19 protein-coding genes are annotated in these 18,873 nt (G+C 60.0%); 10 read left to right on the forward strand and 9 right to left on the reverse strand.

Annotated features, from left to right (window positions below; translation table 11 throughout):
* Nucleotides 1-308: 308 nt before the first annotated feature.
* From tyrS to ACR0D6_RS07430, 3 genes are all read right to left on the reverse strand, one after another.
* Complete coding sequence (gene tyrS / locus ACR0D6_RS07420) at nucleotides 309-1,556, reverse strand: tyrosine--tRNA ligase (RefSeq protein WP_170652112.1); 1,248 nt, start codon at nucleotides 1,554-1,556, stop codon at nucleotides 309-311.
* Nucleotides 1,557-1,707: 151 nt separating this feature from the next.
* Nucleotides 1,708-2,994, reverse strand: coding sequence for an MFS transporter (locus ACR0D6_RS07425; RefSeq protein WP_480765025.1), 1,287 nt, complete (start codon nucleotides 2,992-2,994; stop codon nucleotides 1,708-1,710).
* Nucleotides 2,981-3,145, reverse strand: coding sequence for a hypothetical protein (locus ACR0D6_RS07430; protein ID WP_480765026.1), 165 nt, complete (start codon nucleotides 3,143-3,145; stop codon nucleotides 2,981-2,983). Before ACR0D6_RS07430 ends, ACR0D6_RS07425 begins: the two co-directional genes overlap by 14 nt.
* Before the next feature lie 92 nt (nucleotides 3,146-3,237).
* Here ACR0D6_RS07430 and ACR0D6_RS07435 point away from each other — a divergent pair, with 92 nt between their 5' ends.
* Nucleotides 3,238-4,365 (forward strand): anhydro-N-acetylmuramic acid kinase, encoded by a 1,128-nt coding sequence (locus tag ACR0D6_RS07435; RefSeq protein WP_480765027.1) that lies wholly within the window; start codon nucleotides 3,238-3,240, stop codon nucleotides 4,363-4,365.
* A gap of 67 nt (nucleotides 4,366-4,432) precedes the next feature.
* On the opposite strand, the gene ACR0D6_RS07440 is transcribed toward ACR0D6_RS07435, so the two are convergent.
* On the reverse strand, nucleotides 4,433-5,323 hold the full coding sequence (locus ACR0D6_RS07440) for a fatty acid desaturase (RefSeq protein ID WP_480765028.1): 891 nt from the start codon (nucleotides 5,321-5,323) through the stop codon (nucleotides 4,433-4,435).
* A 30-nt stretch (nucleotides 5,324-5,353) separates the two neighbouring features.
* Entirely contained in the window at nucleotides 5,354-5,773 is a 420-nt protein-coding gene (locus tag ACR0D6_RS07445) for a cupin domain-containing protein (protein WP_480765029.1), read from the reverse strand.
* A gap of 85 nt (nucleotides 5,774-5,858) precedes the next feature.
* On the opposite strand from ACR0D6_RS07445, the gene ACR0D6_RS07450 reads away from it, so the two are divergent.
* The 4 genes from ACR0D6_RS07450 to ACR0D6_RS07465 all read left to right on the forward strand — a co-directional run bounded on the left by ACR0D6_RS07450 (nucleotide 5,859) and on the right by ACR0D6_RS07465 (nucleotide 10,208).
* The gene (locus ACR0D6_RS07450) at nucleotides 5,859-7,277 is read left to right on the forward strand and encodes a protein adenylyltransferase SelO (RefSeq protein WP_480765030.1); all 1,419 of its coding nucleotides are present in this window, start codon (nucleotides 5,859-5,861) and stop codon (nucleotides 7,275-7,277) included.
* A 362-nt stretch (nucleotides 7,278-7,639) separates the two neighbouring features.
* The gene (locus ACR0D6_RS07455; RefSeq protein ID WP_480725364.1) at nucleotides 7,640-8,761 is read left to right on the forward strand and encodes a serine/threonine protein kinase; all 1,122 of its coding nucleotides are present in this window, start codon (nucleotides 7,640-7,642) and stop codon (nucleotides 8,759-8,761) included.
* A 226-nt stretch (nucleotides 8,762-8,987) separates the two neighbouring features.
* Nucleotides 8,988-9,692 carry an endonuclease/exonuclease/phosphatase family protein gene (locus ACR0D6_RS07460; RefSeq protein WP_480765246.1) on the forward strand — a complete coding sequence of 235 codons (705 nt, stop codon included), beginning with the start codon at nucleotides 8,988-8,990 and terminating at the stop codon, nucleotides 9,690-9,692.
* 102 nt (nucleotides 9,693-9,794) lie between these two features.
* A complete protein-coding gene (locus ACR0D6_RS07465; protein ID WP_170652136.1) occupies nucleotides 9,795-10,208 on the forward strand; it encodes a Fur family transcriptional regulator in 414 nt (137 codons plus the stop codon).
* Here ACR0D6_RS07465 and ACR0D6_RS07470 read toward each other — a convergent pair.
* Nucleotides 10,205-10,588 (reverse strand): hypothetical protein, encoded by a 384-nt coding sequence (locus ACR0D6_RS07470; RefSeq protein ID WP_480765031.1) that lies wholly within the window; start codon nucleotides 10,586-10,588, stop codon nucleotides 10,205-10,207. The genes ACR0D6_RS07465 and ACR0D6_RS07470 overlap by 4 nt on opposite strands.
* A 236-nt stretch (nucleotides 10,589-10,824) precedes the next feature.
* Between ACR0D6_RS07470 and ACR0D6_RS07475 the strand changes: the two genes are divergently transcribed.
* Both ACR0D6_RS07475 and eno read left to right on the forward strand, forming a co-directional pair.
* On the forward strand, nucleotides 10,825-11,709 hold the full coding sequence (locus ACR0D6_RS07475; RefSeq protein WP_480765032.1) for a DMT family transporter: 885 nt from the start codon (nucleotides 10,825-10,827) through the stop codon (nucleotides 11,707-11,709).
* Nucleotides 11,710-11,883: 174 nt separating this feature from the next.
* Nucleotides 11,884-13,158 (forward strand): phosphopyruvate hydratase, encoded by a 1,275-nt coding sequence (eno, locus tag ACR0D6_RS07480; RefSeq protein ID WP_480765033.1) that lies wholly within the window; start codon nucleotides 11,884-11,886, stop codon nucleotides 13,156-13,158.
* Between the two features lie 77 nt (nucleotides 13,159-13,235).
* Here the strand turns inward: eno and ACR0D6_RS07485 are convergent, their stop codons facing one another.
* The 3 genes from ACR0D6_RS07485 to mazG all read right to left on the reverse strand — a co-directional run bounded on the left by ACR0D6_RS07485 (nucleotide 13,236) and on the right by mazG (nucleotide 15,544).
* Nucleotides 13,236-13,685, reverse strand: coding sequence for an N-acetyltransferase family protein (locus ACR0D6_RS07485; protein WP_480449804.1), 450 nt, complete (start codon nucleotides 13,683-13,685; stop codon nucleotides 13,236-13,238).
* Nucleotides 13,682-14,623: a nucleoside hydrolase gene (locus ACR0D6_RS07490; RefSeq protein ID WP_480765034.1), complete on the reverse strand. Its 942-nt coding sequence runs from the start codon at nucleotides 14,621-14,623 to the stop codon at nucleotides 13,682-13,684. The genes ACR0D6_RS07485 and ACR0D6_RS07490 overlap by 4 nt, the downstream gene beginning before the upstream one ends.
* Before the next feature lie 63 nt (nucleotides 14,624-14,686).
* On the reverse strand, nucleotides 14,687-15,544 hold the full coding sequence (mazG, locus tag ACR0D6_RS07495; protein ID WP_480765035.1) for a nucleoside triphosphate pyrophosphohydrolase: 858 nt from the start codon (nucleotides 15,542-15,544) through the stop codon (nucleotides 14,687-14,689).
* A 66-nt stretch (nucleotides 15,545-15,610) separates the two neighbouring features.
* Here mazG and ACR0D6_RS07500 point away from each other — a divergent pair, with 66 nt between their 5' ends.
* The 3 genes from ACR0D6_RS07500 to speB (ACR0D6_RS07510) all read left to right on the forward strand — a co-directional run bounded on the left by ACR0D6_RS07500 (nucleotide 15,611) and on the right by speB (ACR0D6_RS07510) (nucleotide 18,808).
* On the forward strand, nucleotides 15,611-16,774 hold the full coding sequence (locus ACR0D6_RS07500; RefSeq protein WP_480765036.1) for a M20 aminoacylase family protein: 1,164 nt from the start codon (nucleotides 15,611-15,613) through the stop codon (nucleotides 16,772-16,774).
* Between the two features lie 53 nt (nucleotides 16,775-16,827).
* A complete protein-coding gene (speB, locus tag ACR0D6_RS07505; protein ID WP_480765037.1) occupies nucleotides 16,828-17,796 on the forward strand; it encodes an agmatinase in 969 nt (322 codons plus the stop codon).
* Between the two features lie 64 nt (nucleotides 17,797-17,860).
* Nucleotides 17,861-18,808: an agmatinase gene (gene speB, locus ACR0D6_RS07510; protein ID WP_480449799.1), complete on the forward strand. Its 948-nt coding sequence runs from the start codon at nucleotides 17,861-17,863 to the stop codon at nucleotides 18,806-18,808.
* The last annotated feature ends 65 nt before the right edge of the window (nucleotides 18,809-18,873 follow it).

Here is an 18,873-nt window from a genome sequence, read left to right on the forward strand (position 1 = left end):
CATCAGGATGGGCAAGTTACCCCGGTTTCGGCAAAGGTTTGCAGGAGTGAACGGCTAAACGCGCATAAGTTGTGTCTAATTTGTAACTATGTATCGCATTGTTGAGGGTTCGGAAACAAACGTGAGTAAGGGTGGCTTTGGCAGTTTGCCCACTATGGGTTGCATTGCAGCGCAATAGCCAGCCATGAAACAACGGATGCCCCATGATTCAATCAGTCTGACAGCGCCTGCGCCCACCTGTTCGCACAGTCAGGCGGATGCAGGCACGTGGCCGGTGGCCGACTGATCGAAAACCCGGGTGCGCTCCGTTAGCCCAGTTGCACCAGCGCGTGGCGCTTTTTGCCCGCACTCAGCTTGATCGGTGAAGACAGCGCACCCGCGTCAAGCATCAGGCCCGCGTCGGTCAGCGGAGCGTCGTCCAGTCTGGCGCCGTTTTCTGCGATCAGGCGTTTTGCCTCTTTGCCCGATTTGGCGAGGCCGGATTTGACCAGAACCTGAACGATAGAAATCGGCAGATCATCCGCACTGAGTGTCAGGGTGGGCAGGTCGCCACCGATACCGCCTTTTTCGAACACTTCGCGGGCTGTGGCCTCGGCGTTCGCCGCAGCTTCGGCCCCGTGCAGCAGGGTGGTAACCTCGTTGGCGAGGCGGATTTTGGCCTCGTTGATCTCGGACCCTTGCAGCGCGCCGAGGCGGTCGCATTCGTCCACCGGCAGTTCGGTGTAGAGTTTCAGGAACCGGCCGACATCGGCGTCCGTGGTGTTGCGCCAGAACTGCCAGAATTCATAGGGCGAGCGCATGTCGGCGTTCAGCCAGACCGCGCCGTCCTGCGATTTGCCCATCTTCTTGCCGTCCGATGTGGTCAGCAGGGGGGATGTCAGGCCATAGATTTCGTGATCCAGCACCCGGCGGGTCAGGTCGATACCGTTGACGATATTGCCCCACTGGTCGCTGCCGCCCATCTGCAGGATGCAGCCATAGCGGCGATTCAGTTCGAGAAAGTCATAGGCCTGCAGGATCATGTAGTTGAATTCGAGGAACGACAGCGACTGTTCGCGGTCCAGCCGCGATTTCACCGATTCAAAGGCAAGCATCCGGTTGACCGAGAAGTGCCGCCCGATATCGCGCAGGAAATCGAGGTAGTTCAAGCCGTCCAACCATTCGGCATTGTTCAGCATCAGGGCCGCGTTTTCGGCACCGCTGTCATAGTCGATATAGGCGGCGAAGACCTTTTTGATGCCTGCGATGTTGGCGTCGATCTGTTCCGGCCCCAGCAGGGGGCGTTCGTCGGCACGAAAGGACGGGTCGCCCACCTTGGTGGTGCCGCCACCCATCAGGGTGATCGGCTTGTGACCGGTCTTTTGTAGCCAGCGCAGCATCATGATCTGAATGAGGCTGCCGACGTGCAGCGATTTGGCGGTTGCGTCAAAGCCGATATAACCCGGCTGGCACCCTTTGATCAGCGCCTCGTCGAGGCCCTGATAATCGGTGCAGTCGGCGAGAAAGCCGCGCTCCATCATCACTGCGATGAAATCCGATTTGGGATGGTAAGCCATGGTTGATGCTGTCCGTCTGTCAGGTGCCCTTGCCGGAAGGGGAATTGATGTTTTGGGCGTTTCGGGATCTGCAGTTGCAGCCCGGCGCACGGACAGAGGGACTGTCGCAAAACGGGCGGAAAGTCCAGAGGTTCCTTTGACTGCAGGAGCTTTAGCCCGCGGCAGGGGTGGAATTGCCGGATCGGGGCAGCTTGAGGCCTGCCAGAACCGCCAGCCCATTCAGCGCAACCAGAACGAACAGGGGCGTGACCGGGTCGTGCAGGTGGGCAAGCAGGCTGAGCACTGCGGCAAAGGCCATGCCGACCATCCCGGCGGTGACATCCCCCATGGCGACAAGATAAGGGCGTTCGGACTTGTTGGTCATCTCGATCAAATAAAGGTAGCGGCCATAGATGACGCCGTTGCTGCCAAATGACAGCAGCAGGATGACCAGCGCATAGGACCAGACCTCTTGCGCCATTCCGGTGAACGTGAAGGCAAGCGCCAGAACCGCGGAAGCGGCTGAAACGATGCAGCCCAGAACCATCGACAGGTTCACCGAGTAACGGCCACTGATCCAGTTCCAGACGAGCGATCCGAACACGATCCCCGCGCTCGAGGCCATCACGAAATAGCTGAGCGCGTTGTGGGTGCCGATGTGAAATGTCGCGGCGTGTATGGTGTAGAAGGGCATGGCCAGTTCGACGGATATGAAAGCGACCCGGGTCAGCAGGAACTGTCGGAACCAGCCATAGGCCATGCCGGTTTTGAAGCCCCTTGCAAGCGCGTCGAGAGGGCGGGCTGGTGCCTCGGCCGCAGGTGAGGACAATCTGCCCTCCAGAAGCTTCACGCCGACAAAGCTGAGCCCGGCAACTGTCAGCGCCAGTATACCGCACCACAGCACGACGATATGCTGTTGCATTGGCTGGTCCGAGGCCATCAGATCCCGGGTCAGCCAGACGACGAGAATTGCCAGTATGCCGGATATCGTGGCCTGGGCAAAAACCATCCGGTTGCGGATGTTTTCGGCCACGGTGGTTCCGTAGACCTGATTGGTTCCGATCGTGTTGACGCCCTGACACAGGCCCATGACGATCGCGGTGATCAGAAACAGCAGGACGATCAGCACCTGCGTCAGGCTGGTTGCGAAGATGGCAACAAGCGCCAGAGCAAGCGCCGTCAGAATGTCCGTTGCATAGACCGCCACCTTGGCGCGGACGATGTTGTTGACGAACGGAGAGACGAAGATTTCAGAGATAAGGCGCGAGCCGGTAACGAAGGGCAGCAGCAGCCCGGCGATGACGGTCGGTGCACCAAGCGCCAGATAGAGGAACGGCAAAACGATGGTCGGATTGGCCAGTTGCCCGCCGATCGTCGAAAGCGCACCCGACAGAAAGATCAGCCGGTGGTTTCGCCTCTGGTGGGTCTCGGGCGGGGTCTGTGAGTCAGATCGTTCCATAGCGCGTTATTGCATCCTGGCCCGTCGGGTGCGGTGTCACTTTCGGGAAAGATAGGTGAAACTGCAGGCGGATGGCAAAGGCAATTGAGGTCCGGGCGGGCTTGAGTGCTGACAGAACACGCTGCGCGATTGTCACTTTGTGAAAAATCATGTCTCCGGGAAGGATACGGCCTTGCGTCGGGGCGGCAAGTTCGCAAGATTTGGCCACCCAAGAGCGACAAAGAGAAACCGAAGGTACGGGGCATGGCGGCAGGTATCAGAAAAACCGGACCGATCCGGGCCCTTGGGGCCATGTCGGGCACATCTCTGGATGGGGTCGATGCGGCAGTGGTCGTGACCGACGGGGAGCGCATTCAGGAGTTTGGCGAAACCGGGTATCGCGGATATTCGGGTGACGAGAGGGACACGCTGCGCGCAGCACTGGGACATTGGAACGGCGATGCGGTTGCCGTCGCGGGTGATCTGATCACACAAGCACATGCCGAGGCTTTGTCCGGGTTCGAAGGGGCCGAGTTGATCGGCTTTCACGGGCAGACATTGGCACATGAGCCACGCGGTCGAGGGACCTTGCAGGTGGGCGACGGGGCCCGGCTTGCTCGGGAGTTGCATGTGCCGGTCGTTTGGGATTTCAGATCGGATGACGTGTCGATGGGGGGTGAGGGTGCGCCTTTGGCCCCGTTTTTTCACTTTGCCTGTGCCAAATGGATCGGCGCGGAAGAGCCTTTGTGTTTTCTGAACCTGGGCGGAGTTGGAAACCTGACCTATGTCGATCCGTCTTTTGCGCGCCCAGAAGACCCAGGTGCGCTGCTGGCGTTTGACACTGGGCCAGCCAATGCGCCGGTGGATGATCTGATGCAGGCGCGCTTGGGTAAGTCCATGGATCGGGACGGAGCCGTCGCCAGGGGTGGTACGGTGGAAAGCGGGGCACTGGAGCTGTTTCTGGCCGAGCCGTTTTTCAACCGGATGCCGCCCAAATCGCTGGACCGCAACGATTTTGCCGAGATGATCGGTTTGGTGCAGGAGCTGAATGACTCGGATGCTGTTGCCACGCTGACCGGGATGTGCGCCGCCGGGGTTGCGCAGGGGATGGAACACTGTCCCAAGCCGCCTTCGCGGGTGCTGGTGACCGGAGGGGGACGGCACAATCCGGTGCTGATGGAGATGCTGCGGGTCTCGCTGGATTGTCCGGTGGAGCCTGTTGAAAGTGTCGGTCTGGATGGCGACATGCTGGAGGCGCAGGCCTTTGCCTATCTCGCGGTGCGGGTCGCGCGGGGATTGCCGACCTCATGCCCCGGCACGACAGGAGTGCGGGCGCTGGTGGGGGGCGGGATCATCAGTGTACCGGCGCCGGATGGCGCGGTGGCCGGGTAGGGGGCTTTGCCCCCTCGGCCTTACGGCCTCTCCCCCAGAGTATTTTGGGCCAGATGAAGTGCGGACCTCAGCGCGTGAGGGAGCGGGCGTAGTCAGCGGTGAATTCCGCGTAACCGTTCGAGGTGGATTTCAGGTGCTTCTGGGTCCAGTCGTGAAAGGCGGGCAACTGGTGGAAGGGGACGTTCGGAAAGGCGTGGTGTTCTGCATGGTAGGGCATGTTCCAAGCCAGAAAGCGGACGATCCGGTTGGTGAATGTGGTGCGGGAATTTTCCAGCATGTTTGCGACAGGCGGGCAGAGGCCGTGTTCGGCAAGGAGGTAGAGCCTGAGAAACGGTTGCCCGACGAGAAGGGGCAGCAGCCAGACCCAGAACATTACTGGCGAGAAGAACAGGCTTATGACAGCGAGGGCGTAGAGGGCGAGCAGCACGCGCGCCTCGGTTTTCAAGGCGCCGTGTTGGCGTTCGGGCAGGTAAGGGGCATCGATGCGGCCCATGGCGTTGTCGACAAGTACCCGCGCCATCCCGGTCCAGTAGAACCAGCCTGTCAGGTAGATCGCGACGGAAAGCCAGCTGTTGGGCCGCGGTTTTCCGGCCAGTTCGGGATCGCGCTCGGGATCGTTCGTCCATTTGTGGTGGGCCAGGTGAAAATACCGGAACCACGTGAAGGGAAGCAGGATCAGCAGGCCGACCAGATGTCCGACCCCTTCGTTCAGCCAACTGGTTCGGAACGGTGTCTTATGCGTGCATTCGTGGCTGAGCGTGAACAGGAACACCAGCAGGAGGCCCTGTGGCAGGATCAACGCCTGCCAGAACGGAACCTGCATCAGGATTCCGGTTGTCGTCAGCGTCAGAGCGGCGAAGTAACCAATCAGGTGCTTCAGGCCAGCCGTATCCGACCGTTCCAGCAGGTTGGCTTTGGTCTGCGGCGGCAGCGAGGAGATGAGCGCGCGGTGATCCATTCGCTCACCCTACGCAGGAAAGGCCGCCGATCAAGCCCTTGGGATGTCGAAATCCGGTTCAGCGAGTTCAAATCCTTCGAACTGGAAGCCCGGAGAAACGGTGCAGCTGACCAGAGTGTAAGCACCGGTAGTTTGCGCGGCCTGCCAATGGCCCTTGGGAACGATCAGTTGCGGTGCGCCTTTGGTCAGGTCCGGCGTCAGCAGGTGATCGGTGGCAGGCCCGGTATCTGAACCGCTGAGCGACAGGATCAGCGGCGCACCCGCGTGATAGTGCCAAATCTCGGTGGCATCTACCCGGTGCCAGTGGCTGCGCTCGGCTTCTTGCAACAGGAAGTAAATGCAGGTGCCGGTGGCACGACCCTGATTTTCGGCGCGCCAGGTTTCCTTGAACCAGCCGCCTTCGGGGTGCCGTTCCAGTTTCAGGTGATCGATGATCTGTTGGGGTGTCATGTCTGCCTCATTCGTTTGGCGCGATTATGCACGAGGTGCCGCATTCCGCTATGGCAATCATGGGTTTGGGTTTTATCTTTGTCCCATGACCATGATGATCCCCTTCGACAATTCGTTTGCCCGTCTGCCAAGCGGGTTTTTCGCGCGCCAGAACCCCGAACCGGTGAGTGCACCGCGGATGATTGCCTTTAACTCCGATCTGGCCCGTGTGCTGGGGATTACCGAGGGCGATGTTCAGGATATGGCGAACACCTTTGCCGGTAATGCAGTACCCGACGGAGCCGAGCCGTTGGCGCAGCTGTATTCGGGGCATCAGTTCGGCCACTACAACCCTCAGCTTGGGGACGGGCGCGCAATCCTGCTGGGTGAAACCGTCGGGACGGACGGTGTGCGGCGCGACATACAGCTTAAGGGCTCAGGCCGGACTCCGTTTTCGCGTCAGGGGGATGGCCGGGCCTGGCTGGGGCCGGTGCTGCGGGAATACGTGATTTCCGAGGCGATGCATGCGCTGGGCATTCCGACAACGCGGGCGTTGGCTGCGGTGGAAACCGGCGAGATCGTTCTGCGTGAAGCGCCGATGCCCGGAGCGGTGCTGACACGGGTGGCACAAAGCCATTTGCGGGTCGGTACGTTTCAGGTGTTCGCCGCGCGGGGCGAGATAGCCAACCTGAAACGGCTTACGGATTACGCCATCCAGCGCCACTATCCCGAGGTCGAGGGGCCGATGGGGCTGTTGCGGGCGGTGCGGGACGTGCAGGCCCGACTGATTGCCCAGTGGATGAGCGTTGGGTTCATCCATGGTGTGATGAACACGGACAATTGCTCGATCGCGGGAGAGACCATCGACTATGGCCCCTGCGCGTTCATGGACACGTATCATCCGAACACGGTCTACAGTTCGATCGACCGGATGGGGCGATATGCCTATTCCAATCAGCCGGACATCGCGGTCTGGAATGTTGCGCAACTGGCGACATCTTTGATCCAGCAGATCGAGGACAAAGAGGCCGCCGTCGAGGAGGCGACGGAAATCGTTCACGCGATGCCCGGGCTTTTGCAGGACGAATGGTTGAGGCGGTTCCGGGCCAAGATCGGTCTGAGCCGGGCGGAGAAGGGCGATCTTGAACTGATCACCGACCTTTTGACGCGCATGGCGCAAAATCAGGCGGACTTTACCAATACGTTCCATGCGCTGGGCGCTGGCAAGGCGCGGGATCAGTTCACGGACCCCACTGCCTATGATGCGTGGGAGGAAAAATGGCAGATGCGCGCCGGGCATGAGGCGAATGCGGTTGAGACGATGATGTCTGCAAACCCGGCCTTTATTCCGCGCAATCATCGGGTGGAGCAGATGATTCAGGCTGCCGTACACGGGGATTATGCACCCTTCAACAGGCTGAACGCGGTCCTGTCTGCGCCATATGTGTGGGCAGAAGAAAATTCGGATCTCACCCGGCCTCCGACCGAAGGTGAAATCGTTCATGCGACGTTTTGCGGGACGTGAGTGTGGAGCGTTTTCGGCGAATGGCGGGGTTTTACGGATTGAGCTGAAATGTGGCTGTTGATTGACCGTCAGCTCATTGTTTCACACGCCATTGAAATACCAGTGCCAACTTGCCTGCGGGTTAGATGGATCAGGTAAGATACAACCCGGGCGGACGCGTCATGCGTGCGATGTCGGAAAACCGGGGCATACTCGAAAACCCCTTCTTCCCAACGCCCGCCAGCAATGCTATGCCCCCGGTCAGGCACTCTGGCGATGGCGTCGCCGGGGGTAGTTATCGTACAACACAGATCCTGTACGCCGGGACTTTCAATCGGGAGATTGAGGGCCCTGCCTTGTCTCCCTAGCAACAGGAGTCGGCCATGGCCTGGTCACCGGATAAAACCGAAGTCAAAAGCTGGAACGAATGGGACACCCTGCGCCACGTGATCGTTGGCCGCGCGGATGACTGTCATATTCCGCCGGAAGAGCCTGCGCTGGACGCGAAGGTGCCGGAAGACAGTGATATGCGCGGCCAGTGGGGCAGGCGGCCTCAGGAAACCATCGACCGGGCCAATGAACTGCTCGACAATTTCGCCGACCAGCTGCGCAAACGCGGTATTCGCGTGGATCGCCCGACATCCATTGATCACTCGCAACCGGCCACCACTCCGGATTTTCATACCGAAAGTCAGTTTGGCTGCATGCCGCCGCGGGATGTTCTGTTGACCGTCGGGCACGAGATGCTTGAGGCGACGATGTCGTACCGCTGTCGCTGGTTCGAATACCTGAACTATCGCCCTTTGATGCAGCAGTACTGGGACGAAGACCCCAATTTCCGCCACGAGGCCGCGCCCAAGCCGCGCCTGACCGATGCGGACTATCATCCCGATTATCTCAGCGACAAGATCGGCGTCGAGAAACGCCTGCAATGGGCGGCAGAGAAATTCTTTGTCACTACCGAGGAAGAGCCGCTTTTCGATGCGGCAGACGTGCTGCGCTTTGGCCGTGATCTGGTGGTGCAGCATGGATTCACCACCAACCTCAAGGGGATTGAGTGGCTGCGGCGCCACTTCCCGGATCACCGCGTTCACACGGTGAACTTTCCGGGTGATCCCTATCCGATCCATATCGACGCCACCTTTACCCCTCTGCGTCCCGGCCTGATCCTGAACAACCCGCAGCGGCGGTTGCCGCAGGAACAGCGCGGCATGTTCGAGCGGAACGGATGGGAGATCGTGGATGCGGCACAGCCCGCCCACAACACACCGCCGCCGCTGTGCTATTCGTCGACCTGGCTGTCGATGAACGTGCTGGTGCTGGACCCGAAAACCGTCTGTGTGGAAAAATCCGAAGTCTATCAGGCCGAACAGATGGACAAGCTGGGCATGGAAGTGGTCGAGGTCGAATTGCGCGACGCATATGCCTTTGGCGGCGGGTTGCATTGCTGCACCGCCGATGTCTATCGCGATGGGGACTGCGAAGACTATTTCCCGAACCTCTAAGCGCCGCTTAGTTCTTAGGGCCGATCCAATTGGGTCGGCCTTTTTTGACATGTCAAAGTTATCAAGGGTTTGCGCCGAGGGGCTGATGTTTTCCGGAACGTCTGTCTTGCAGCTGATGCCTTCCGCCCGATCCGGTTCACCCCGAATTGAATATTCGGGCTTGAATGCGGCGTGTGGCGTGGCAATCTAGGGTATTCCTCAGAGAGCCCAGTTGATCACGGAACTCATGCTTCAGCCTTTGTCCCTGCGCATTGCCAGCTATAACATTCAGAAATGTGTGGGGCTGGATCTGCGCAGGCAGCCGCAGCGCATTCTGCAGGTGCTGGACCGGATGGGCGCGGAAATCGTCGTGCTGCAGGAGGCGGACAAGCGTCTGCCGCCACGTCCCGCCGCCTTGCCGCATTTCATGCTGGAAGAGGCCGGGTGGCAGGTTGCGAACCTTGGTGGTGCAGGCAGTCTGGGGTGGCATGGAAATGCCGTGATCTGGCGCGGGGATCATATCTCGGTCCGGAGGACCGAACATCACGATCTGCCGGGGTTCGAGCCGCGGGGTGCGGTGCGGGTCGAGTTTGACACTCCGATTGGCCCTCTTCGTATTCTTGGCATGCATCTGGGATTGCTGACCCATTCACGCCACCGGCAGATCAGGCACATGCGGCAGGACAGCCGGGACCTGAACCTGATGCCGACGGTCTGGGCCGGGGATTTCAACGAGTGGTCTCGCCAGCCCGTTCTGGACCGGCTGGCGCCTGACATGCGGTTTCTGCCGCCGATACCCAGCTTTCCGGCCGCCCAGCCGTTGGGGGCACTGGACCGGATTGCGCTGAGTGACGGGTTGGAGGCGCTTGCCCACGGCGTTCACGCGGAACGTCCGGCGCATATCGCGTCGGATCACCTGCCTGTCTGGGCTGATCTTCGCGCTTCTGCCTGAGCAAATTTTGACGCATCCTGAACTTACCCCGGCGCGATTCACGGTGGCAGGCGGTAAAAAGACGTACTAAGACAGAGGTCCTGAAAGGATTTGGGGGTCATCATGTCGGATACCATCATCGCCCGGTGCGAAGCCAAAGGGCTGCGCATGACCGGCCAGCGCCGGACGATTGCCCGTGTGCTGCAGCAGAGCGATGACCATCCGGATGTTGAGGAGCTGTATTCGCGAGCCTCGGCGCTGGACGAGGGTATCTCGATCGCGACGGTGTACCGGACGGTCAAACTGTTCGAAGAGGCCGGGATTCTTGAGCGGCTTGAATTCGGTGACGGGCGCGCACGCTATGAAGATGCCGAGCGGGACCATCACGACCATCTGATCGACATCAACTCGGGCGAGGTGATCGAATTCGTCGATCCAGATATCGAGGCGCTGCAGGAAAAGATCGCCGCCAAGCTGGGTTATGAACTGCGCGGTCACAAGTTGGAGCTTTACGGGGTTCCGATCCGCAAGCGTTAATCCTTGATCGTCCGGTCAAAGCAGAAGGCCTGCGCCTGAGCGGCGCTCATGCCGTTTCCGACGATATCAACTGAAGTAGATTGGCTTTCGACAGCACCACTGGCCGGCGGACTGAACGTGAATTGCACCGCTTGCTTGTCGCCCTTCTTCACACTAGGGCCTCGGCCGCGTGTGACGTAAATGCGTTGTGTCGCACCTTTACCAAGATCCGCGAGCGCATATTGCGCCGCGCCGCACCAAAAATCCCCTGAGGCAGGGCCTTGGGTTGCGATCACTTCGAAAGCGCCTCCGTCCAATGGATGAACTTCGTAAAGAACGGCATAACCGGCTGAAACTGGAGCCGGTGAAAACAAGACTGCGGCAAAGATTGCGTGTTTCATTCTCTCCTCCAAACTCATGAAGGGGTACGTCGATCCTGGGGAAAAGGATCAAAGAACTTGCCGAAAATCTTCAGGCTGTACGTCGCGCTGGCGTGGGAAGTATCACGAAACGCGATGGGTGGGGTCACGTCTATTCATCGAAGTTAATGCGAAAGTCCTTGCCGTAGCCGCGATCATGCGATTTTGCTGATCGCATTGGCCGTACCGATGGTGGACGGCAGAGATTGGATACGCGCATGAACAACGTCAACGGCATCCTGATGATCATTGCCTCGATGGCGGCCTTTACGCTTGAGGACATGTTCATCAAACAATTGTCGGTCGATGTTTCGACCGGGCAGATTCTGGCGGTGCTGGGCACATTCTGCTCGGCCATTTTTCTGATTCTGGCAGTTGCTACACGTAAACCCATTTTTCTGCCGCAGGCCTGGGCGCCACTGCCGCTGATCCGGGCGGGACTGGAGGCTGTAGGCGCACTGACCTTTGTGACTGCGCTGTCGCTGGTTGATCTGTCCACTGTTGCGGCGGTGTTTCAGGCGTTGCCGCTGACGATCACCATGGGCGCGGCGCTGTTCATGGGTGAGCAGGTCGGCTGGCGCCGGTGGAGTGCGATTCTTGTGGGCTTTGCCGGTGTGCTGTTGATCATCCGGCCCGGAACGGATGCGTTCCAGCCGGAATCGCTGTTTGTGGTGGCAACCGTGGTTGCAATTGCGGCACGGGATTTGCTGACGCGGGTCATCGATCACCGCGTGCCGTCGGTCGTTGTTGCGTCACAGGCCTATCTTGCGCTGATCCCGACCGGTCTAGTGCTTATGGCCGTGACCGCTGCGCCGGTTGCCACTTTGCAGGCCCCGCAGATCGGGATTTATGTAGGGGCCATCGGGTTCGGTGTTCTGGGGTACTATGGCATCGTGACCGCCATGCGTATCGGCGAGGCGTCGGCGATCACGCCGTTTCGCTATACCAGACTGTTATTCTCAATACTGGCAGGCATGCTGGTATTTGAGGAACGCCCCGATTTGCCGACCCTGATGGGGGCGTCCCTGATCATCGGATCCGGACTGTATACTTTCGTGCGTGAGCGGCGGCTTGCGCGCGAGATGGCTGCCGTCGCGGCCTGAGGCGCGGCCTGCTGTCTCAGGTCTAAGGAAATCCCTGCGAATGTTCGCGCAAACACCGCAATGTTAGCCCTAAAGTCGTAAAAACAGGCACGTTAGCGGTAACGGTGCCGGTTTACTTTTCTCCGGGTGCTGCTAAGACGCCTGCAACCGAAAGCATCTTCAGGGACGGGCCTCATGAGCACCATCATCGACATTCACGCGCGCGAAATTCTGGACAGTCGGGGCAATCCCACCGTCGAGGTGGACGTGATTCTGGAAGACGGAACAATGGGCCGCGCCGCCGTTCCTTCGGGTGCGTCAACCGGGGCCTATGAGGCAGTTGAAAAGCGCGATGGCGACAAGGATCGGTATCTGGGCAAAGGCGTGCTGGAGGCCGTGGCCGCCGTGAACGGTGAGATCGCCGAGGAACTGGTAGGCTTTGATGCGACCGAACAGGTGGCCATCGACGGCGCCATGATCGAACTGGACGGGACCGAGAACAAAAGTCGTCTGGGCGCCAACGCCATTCTGGGTGTTTCGCTGGCAACCGCCAAAGCGGCGGCGGATTTCACCACGCAGCCGCTTTACCGCTATGTGGGCGGCACCTCGGCCCGTGTTCTGCCGGTGCCGATGATGAACATCATCAATGGCGGCGAGCACGCGGACAACCCGATCGACATTCAGGAATTCATGATCATGCCTGTCTCGGCCAGCAACATCCGCGAAGCGGTGCGCATGGGGGCCGAGGTGTTTCACACGCTGAAAAAAGAGTTGTCGGCAGCAGGTCTGGCCACCGGGGTAGGTGACGAAGGCGGTTTTGCACCCAACATCGCCTCGACCCGCGAGGCGCTGGATTTCGTTCTGAAGTCGATTGAAAAAGCGGGCTACAAACCGGGCGACGACATTCATCTGGCGCTCGATTGCGCGGCGACCGAATACTACAAGGACGGAAAATACGTTCTGTCGGGTGAGGGCACGACCCTGACGTCCGAGGAAAACGCGGCCTATCTGGCGGCACTGGTTGCCGACTATCCGATCATCTCGATCGAGGATGGCATGTCCGAGGATGACTGGGACGGCTGGAAGGCACTGACCGACGCCATCGGTGACAAGGTGCAACTGGTGGGTGACGATCTGTTCGTGACCAACCCGGCGCGTCTGGCCGAGGGGATCGAGCGGGGCTGCGCCAACTCGATGCTGGTCAAGGTGAACCAGATCGGTTCGCTGACCGAGACGCTGAAGGCCGTCGATATGGCCCATCGCGCGCGTTATACCAACGTGATGTCGCATCGTTCGGGCGAAACCGAGGATGCAACGATTGCCGATCTGGCGGTTGCCACCAACTGCGGTCAGATCAAAACCGGCTCGCTGGCGCGTTCGGACCGGTTGGCCAAGTATAACCAGCTGATCCGCATTGAAGAATCGCTGGGTGAAGTTGCGGAATACGCGGGACGTTCGATCCTGCGCTGATTGGCAACGCCTGACAAATACCGCCCGGTCCTGTTATTCGAATGGGGCCGGGTGCAGAGCCATTCCGTCGGAATGCGCTACAAGGTTCGGCTCATGAGCATGTAGCGTTCTCGCGCCCTGAATCCGGTGCGCGCATACAGTCGCTGAACGGTTTCGTTGTCGCGGTCCACCTCAAGATGGATGGCGCGGATACCGGCCTGCGCAAGCGCCTTGGGCAATTCCAGCAGAACCTCGGTAGCGATGCCGCGGCCGCGCACGGCGGGGCGGATGTAGATTTCATCGGCAAAGGCGTCCATGCCCCCGAACTCGACCGACCAGCCAAAGGTTATGACGATATATCCCAGCGGAGCGCGAGAGGGGCCGATCAGGTAGACGCAACCATGCGGAATGCCTTCGAGCAGCGGGAGAAGGGCATCGCGGCGCTGATCGTGATCCTGTTCGATACCGGCCTCGGCGTGAAAGGCGGCGACCAGCGCCATCAGCCGGTCCAGATCGTCGGGGCGGGCAAGGCGAAGGGCGGCGGTCATAGCCGGGCCAGCCGTTCGGTGAGCAGGGCAAAAAAGCCGTCCGCATCCAGATCACCCATGAACATGGCGTTGGGTGGTCGGTCGGTGACCCCCCACCAGTCTGCGACGGTCATGCCAAGGGTCAGATCGGATTGGGTTTCGATCTCGACATTGACATGACGGCCTGAGAACAGTTCGGGTTTGATGAGATAAGCGGTAACGCAGGGGTCATGCAGGGGGGCGCCTTCGCTGCCGTATTTGTTCTTGTCGAACCGCTCGAAGAAATCAGTCATTTCCGCCACGGCGACGCCAACCTTGTTTCCAAGCGCGCGGAAAGCGTCGTTGCGGGGTTTGGTAACAAGTGCCTTGTGGGTCACGTCCAGCGGCATGACGACAATGGGTCTGCCGGATTTAAACACGATATCAGCGGCTTCCGGGTCTACGTGAATGTTGAACTCTGCTGTTGGCGTGATGTTGCCAACTTCAAAATACGCTCCACCCATCAAAACGATTTCCTGAACGCGATCAACAATATCGGGGGCTTTCTGAAAGGCTGTCGCGATATTGGTCAGCGGGCCGAGTGGGCAGAGGGTAACGGTGCCGGCTTCATGCGCGCGCAGGGTGTCGATGATGAAATCGACGGCGTGGCCTTCTGTCAGAGGCATCTGCGGGTCGGGCAGAACAGGCCCGTCCAGACCGGTTTTGCCGTGCACATGTTCGGCAGTGATCAGGGGGCGGTTCAGCGGGCGGTCGCAACCGGCATAGACGGGCACTTCGGGATGGCCTGCCAGCTCACAGACGATGCGCGCATTTTTTGCGGTCAGCTCCAGCGGCACATTTCCGGCAACAGCGGTGATGCCCAGAACCTCGATCTCTTCGGGGCTGGCCAGCGCCAGAAGGATGGCGACGGCGTCATCCTGTCCGGGGTCGGTGTCGATGATGATCTTGCGCGCTGTCATGGACGGCCTCCGAAGTGTTGAAGGGCGGAGACTGGCAAGCGCTGCCTCACTTGTCCAGCGGTTTCAGGCGTCAGTTGGCGCATCCACCGGCGGGAGTTTGCCATTGGCGCGATGCTCCTCGGTTTTGACCTCGTCCCAAAGCGCGTCCATCTCGGCCAGATCGCTTTGCGACGGGGTTTTGCCGCGCGCGGCGAGACGCGCCTCGACCTGTTCGAAACGGCGGGTGAACTTGGCGTTGGTTCGGCGCAGCGCGGCCTCGGGCTCGATCCCGAGATGACGCCCCAGATTGACGATGACAAACAGCAGATCGCCAAATTCATCCTCTAGCGCGTCAGCATTCATGCTGTCGCGCGCCTCTTCCAGCTCGGCGGCTTCTTCGGTGATCTTGGCAAGGACATGGCTGGCGTCGGGCCAGTCGAAGCCTACGCGGGCAGCACGTTTCTGCAACTTGTGAGCGCGCAGCAGGGCGGGCAGGTTGGCTGCCACGCCGTCCAGCGCGCCTTTCTGTTCCTTGCCTGCGCGTTCGGCGGCCTTGATGGTTTCCCAGTCCAGCGTCTGCTGTTCGGCGGACTTGTCGCGGGATTCATCGCCAAACACATGCGGGTGCCGGTCCACCATCTTGTCCGACATGGTGCGCACCACGTCCTGAAAGGTGAAATGCCCGGCCTCCTGCGCCATCTGCGCGTGGAACACGGATTGGAACAGCAGGTCGCCCAGTTCGCCCTTCAGTTCATCATACGCCTCGCGTTCGATGGCGTCGGCGACCTCATAGGCTTCTTCGATCGTGTAGGGGGCGATGGTGGCAAAATCCTGTTCGATATCCCACGGACAGCCCGTCTGCGGGTCGCGCAGGCGGCGCATAATCTCCAGCAGGCGCTCAATCCCTGCGTCAGAGTCGTGGATCAGCGGATTTTCAGCCATTGCGAAGCCCCTTGTTCCGGTGTCAGATGCATCCATCCCGCAGCTTGGATCAGGAGTCCACCCCAGATGCCCGTCGTGAACCGAATTGCCGACTTTGCCGCCGATATGACCACGTGGCGCCAGCACCTGCATACGATCCCTGAACTTGAGTTCGAATGCCATGAAACGGCGGCGTTTGTGGCCGAGCGTCTGCGCGAGTTTGGCGTGGATGAACTGCACGAAGGGATCGCCACCACGGGCATCGTCGCGATCATTAACGGGCAGGGCGAAGGGCCTACGATTGGCCTGCGCGCCGATATGGATGCGCTGCCGATTCCTGAGGAGACCGGTGTGGAGTATGCCTCCACAAACCCCGGAAAGATGCACGCCTGCGGGCATGACGGGCATACAACGATGTTGCTGGGCGCGGCACGCTATCTGGCCGAGACGCGCAATTTCCGGGGACGGGTAGCGTTGATCTTTCAGCCCGCCGAGGAAGAGGGTGGCGGGGCCGGTGTGATGGTCAAGGAAGGCATCATGGACCGGTTCGATATCTCTCAGGTCTATGCGCTGCACAATGCGCCCGGGTTTTCGGAAGGGTCGTTTTATACAACGCCCGGTCCGATCATGGCGGCAGTGGACACCTTCGAGGTGCATATTCAAGGTGTCGGCGGACATGGGGCCATGCCGCACGAAACCCGCGATCCGGTCATGGCGGCCTGCGGCATTGCGCAGGCGATCCAGACCATCGTCAGCCGCAATCACTATGCACTTGACGATCTGGTTGTCTCGGTCACGCAGATACACACCGGTACGGTGAACAACGTGATCCCCGATACGGCCTATATCAACGGCACTGTGCGCACCTTTGACCCGAATGTGCAGAAGATGGTGATGCAGCGCATGGAGCAGATCGTGCAGGGGCAGGCGGCGTCCTATGGGGTCGAGGCGCGTCTGGATTATCACGTCAGCTATCCGGCCACGATCAACGATGCGAACAAAGTGGCCTTTGCCGCAGACGTGGCACGGGAGGTTTCCGGCCCAGAACGCGTGATCGCCAATACGGGACGCGAGATGGGGGCCGAGGATTTTTCATACATGCTGCAGGAGCGGCCCGGTGCCTATCTGTTTCTGGGACAGGGTGAGGGTGCGGGCCTGCACCATCCGAAGTACAACTTTAACGACGACATCGCGCCGGTGGGTGCATCCTTTTTCGCGAGGATCGTGGAAAAGGCGCTGCCTATGGCTTGACGTTAGCGCGCGTCGCCTACCCACCGGGAACATTGGGAGGATGAGAACCCGAAATGGCATTGGAAGATGCAAAGACACAGGTGGACGAGGCGTTCACCAACCCTGACCTCAAGGGGCTGTCCTTTGAGAATACATTTGGCGGGGCGACATCGTTTCTGCGCCGCTTGTACACCAAGGAGCTGAAGGGCGTGGATATTGCCGTGACCGGTGTGCCCTTTGATCAGTCGGTCACCAACCGGCCCGGCACCCGTCTGGGGCCCCGCGCGATCCGCGAGGCCAGCGCCCTGCAATCGCCCGATGCGCCCTATGGCTGGCCTTTCGATGCGCTGAGCGAGTTGGCGATCATCGATTATGGCGACATGGCTTATGACTATGCCAACATCCCGGCTTTTCCTGACACGCTGACCGAACACATCCGCACCATTCTGGCGGCGGATGTGGCCTCGGTCACGCTGGGTGGGGATCACTACATCAGCTTTCCGATACTGAAAGCCTATGCCGAAAAATTCGGGCCGATGTCGCTGCTGCAATTCGATGCGCATACGGATACGTGGGCTGACGATGACATGTCCCGCGTGGATCACGGCACCATGTTCTACAAGGCTGTGAAGCTGGGGCTTGTGGACCCGAAGCGATCCGTTCAGGTGGGGATACGCACCAGCAACGAGGATACGCTGGGCGTCAATATCATCGACGCACGTGAAGTGTACGAGGCCGGACCGGCCGCCGTGGCGCAGAAAATCAAAAGTATTCTGGGCGACAGCCCGGTTTATCTGAGCTTTGACATTGATGGTCTTGACCCCGCGTTTGCACCGGGTACCGGGACACCCGTATGGGGAGGTCTAACCTCGATCCAGACGCAGATCATTCTGCGTGACATTGCCGGGATCAACATCAAGGGCGGTGATGTGGTCGAGGTGTCGCCGCCATTTGATACTTCGGGCGCGACCGCCATTGCCGGGGCACATGTGGCGACGCAGATCATTTGTCTGTTGGGGTGGAACAAGCTAGTCCCAGCTTAACGATTGGTTAGCCATATCATCGATATGTGCTTGGTCAAATGACGGGACGGGAGAGACGACGGGAATGACAGATTTTAACCAACCGATCAGCGGCAACGATCTGGCTCGGTTTTCCGGACCGAATACATTCATGCGGTTGCCGCAGGCGGCCTCGCTTGCGGGGCTGGATGTGGCGGTGCTGGGCATTCCGATGGATATCGGCACCTCGTGGCGTTCCGGGACGCGGTTCGGGCCGAAACAGATCCGCGCCGAAAGTGCGATGATCCGGCCCTATAACATGGCCACAGGCGCGGCCCCGTTTGACAGCCTTCAGATCGCAGATATCGGTGATCTGGCGATCAATACGTTCTCTCTGGCCGATAGTCTGAAGATCATCAAAGAAAGCTATGACGGTATTTTGGCGCAGGACGTGATCCCGGTGGCGATGGGGGGCGATCATTCGATCACCCTGCCGATTCTACGGGCGATTGCTGCGAAACACGGGCCTGTTGCGCTGGTCCATGTAGATGCCCATGCCGACGTCAACGACGAGATGTTCGGCGAGCGTGAGACGCACGGAACCGTCTTTCGTCGCGCCTATGAGGAAGGGGCGATCATCGCGGACAAGACCTTTCAGATCGGCATACGCGGCTCGGGCTATGCGGCTACGGATTTTACCGAGGCACAGGGTTGGGGATTTCGTCACTTCCCTGCGTGGGAGTTGTGGCACCAGAACCTGACACCGATCGGAGATGAGATCCGGCGCGTGGTGGGGGATCATCCGGTCTATGTCACCTATGACATCGACAGCCTGGACCCGGCCTATGCACCGGGCACGGGCACGCCCGAGATCGGAGGGCTGACGACTCCGCAGGCACTGCAGCTTATTCAGGCGCTGAAAGGGCTGAACATCGTGGGATGTGACCTGGTCGAGGTTTCCCCGCCATACGATCCGTCCGGGAACACGGCGCTGACAGGGGCGAACCTGCTGTATGAACTGCTGTGCGTTCTGCCGGGTGTGACGTCACGGTAACCGGGCTTTGCGTGGCTTGCGCGGGTGACGGTGCAGGTTAGGGTCGGGATCAGGCTGTTATGGGA

Source organism: Ruegeria sp. BJ6 (assembly GCF_056537885.1).

Bases quoted from the DNA above. Each gene is read 5' to 3' on its own strand.
- ACR0D6_RS07435 (WP_480765027.1), top strand. From the start codon at position 3,238: ATGGCGGCAGGTATCAGAAAAACCGGACCGATCCGGGCCCTTGGGGCC.
- ACR0D6_RS07425 (WP_480765025.1), bottom strand. From the start codon at position 2,994: ATGGAACGATCTGACTCACAGACCCCGCCCGAGACCCACCAGAGGCGA.
- tyrS (WP_170652112.1), bottom strand. From the start codon at position 1,556: ATGGCTTACCATCCCAAATCGGATTTCATCGCAGTGATGATGGAGCGC.
- speB (WP_480449799.1), top strand. From the start codon at position 17,861: ATGACAGATTTTAACCAACCGATCAGCGGCAACGATCTGGCTCGGTTT.
- ACR0D6_RS07455 (WP_480725364.1), top strand. From the start codon at position 7,640: ATGGCCTGGTCACCGGATAAAACCGAAGTCAAAAGCTGGAACGAATGG.
- ACR0D6_RS07460 (WP_480765246.1), top strand. From the start codon at position 8,988: ATGCTTCAGCCTTTGTCCCTGCGCATTGCCAGCTATAACATTCAGAAA.
- ACR0D6_RS07470 (WP_480765031.1), bottom strand. From the start codon at position 10,588: ATGAAACACGCAATCTTTGCCGCAGTCTTGTTTTCACCGGCTCCAGTT.
- ACR0D6_RS07445 (WP_480765029.1), bottom strand. From the start codon at position 5,773: ATGACACCCCAACAGATCATCGATCACCTGAAACTGGAACGGCACCCC.
- ACR0D6_RS07465 (WP_170652136.1), top strand. From the start codon at position 9,795: ATGTCGGATACCATCATCGCCCGGTGCGAAGCCAAAGGGCTGCGCATG.
- ACR0D6_RS07490 (WP_480765034.1), bottom strand. From the start codon at position 14,623: ATGACAGCGCGCAAGATCATCATCGACACCGACCCCGGACAGGATGAC.
- ACR0D6_RS07475 (WP_480765032.1), top strand. From the start codon at position 10,825: ATGAACAACGTCAACGGCATCCTGATGATCATTGCCTCGATGGCGGCC.
- ACR0D6_RS07440 (WP_480765028.1), bottom strand. From the start codon at position 5,323: ATGGATCACCGCGCGCTCATCTCCTCGCTGCCGCCGCAGACCAAAGCC.
- mazG (WP_480765035.1), bottom strand. From the start codon at position 15,544: ATGGCTGAAAATCCGCTGATCCACGACTCTGACGCAGGGATTGAGCGC.
- speB (WP_480765037.1), top strand. From the start codon at position 16,828: ATGGCATTGGAAGATGCAAAGACACAGGTGGACGAGGCGTTCACCAAC.
- ACR0D6_RS07500 (WP_480765036.1), top strand. From the start codon at position 15,611: ATGCCCGTCGTGAACCGAATTGCCGACTTTGCCGCCGATATGACCACG.
- eno (WP_480765033.1), top strand. From the start codon at position 11,884: ATGAGCACCATCATCGACATTCACGCGCGCGAAATTCTGGACAGTCGG.
- ACR0D6_RS07485 (WP_480449804.1), bottom strand. From the start codon at position 13,685: ATGACCGCCGCCCTTCGCCTTGCCCGCCCCGACGATCTGGACCGGCTG.
- ACR0D6_RS07450 (WP_480765030.1), top strand. From the start codon at position 5,859: ATGACCATGATGATCCCCTTCGACAATTCGTTTGCCCGTCTGCCAAGC.
- ACR0D6_RS07430 (WP_480765026.1), bottom strand. From the start codon at position 3,145: ATGATTTTTCACAAAGTGACAATCGCGCAGCGTGTTCTGTCAGCACTC.